The 1,287-nt window shown below is 55.5% G+C and carries 1 rRNA gene; it reads left to right on the top strand.

The features are described from left to right. Positions 1-133: 133 nt before the first annotated feature. Positions 134-1,287: ribosomal RNA gene (locus tag BM236_RS18575) — 23S ribosomal RNA — on the top strand; the annotation flags it as partial.

Raw genomic sequence — 1,287 nt, forward strand, 5'->3', positions numbered from 1 at the left:
GCGCGCTTTGGCGTGTGTGGAGAGTTTTTTGTCTGGTCTTTTGTGTGTTTGTGTTGTGCAGGACTCGAGAAGCACGTGCTGCGGGGCCCCGTGAGGGGTGTCGTGGTGTTGTTGTTTTTGTTGAGTGTTTGTGTGACAAGCTACAAAGGGCACATGGTGGATGCCTTGGCATCAAGAGCCGATGAAGGACGTACGAGCCTGCGATAAGCCCTGGGGAGTTGGCAACGGAGCGTTGATCCGGGGGTGTCCGAATGGGGGAACCCAGCACCAGTCATGTGGTGTTACCTGCGCCTGAATGTATAGGGCGTGTGGAGGGAACGTCGGGAAGTGAAACATCTCAGTACCGACAGGAAGAGAAAACAAGAGTGATTCCGAGAGTAGTGGCGAGCGAAATCGGATGAGGCTAAACCGTCTGTGTGTGATACCCGGCAGGGGTTGCGCAGGCGGGGTTGTGGGAGCTTTCGAACACTTCTGCCGGGGTGTTGCGGAGTAAGAAACTGACAGTGAGGTTGAACCGGTTGGAGAGCCGGGCCGTAGAGGGTGATAGTCCCGTAGGCGTAAGCTGTCAGCTCCGGAGAGATTTCCCAAGTAACACGCTACTCCTGGAATGGCGTGTGAATCTGGCAGGACCACCTGCTAAGCCTAAATACTCCTTGATGACCGATAGCGGACAAGTACCGTGAGGGAAAGGTGAAAAGTACCCCTGGCGGGGAGTGAAATAGTACCTGAAACCGTGTGCCTACAATCCGTCAGAGCCCGGCTGCCCTCATCCTTGTGGTGGGTGGTGTTGGGGTGATGGCGTGCCTTTTGAAGAATGAGCCTGCGAGTTAGCGGTGTGTGGCGAGGTTAACCCGTGTGGGGTAGCCGTAGCGAAAGCGAATCCGAATAGGGTGTTTTAGTCGCACGCTCTAGACCCGAAGCGGAGTGATCTATCCATGGGCAGGTTGAAGCGACGGTAAGACGTCGTGGAGGACCGAACCCACTTCAGTTGAAAATGGAGGGGATGACCTGTGGATAGGGGTGAAAGGCCAATCAAACTCCGTGATAGCTGGTTCTCCCCGAAATGCATTTAGGTGCAGCGTTGCGTGTTTCTTGCCTCAGGTAGAGCACTGGATAGCCGATGGGCCCGACCAGGTTACTGACGTTAGCCAAACTCCGAATGGGGGTAAGTGAGAGCGCAGCAGTGAGACTGCGGGGGATAAGCTCCGTAGTCGAGAGGGAAACAGCCCAGACCATCAGCTAAGGCCCCTAAGCGGTGACTAAGTGGAAAAGGATGTGGAGTCGCAG

Source organism: Nocardioides terrae (assembly GCF_900112345.1).
GTDB classification, from domain to species: domain Bacteria; phylum Actinomycetota; class Actinomycetes; order Propionibacteriales; family Nocardioidaceae; genus Nocardioides; species Nocardioides terrae.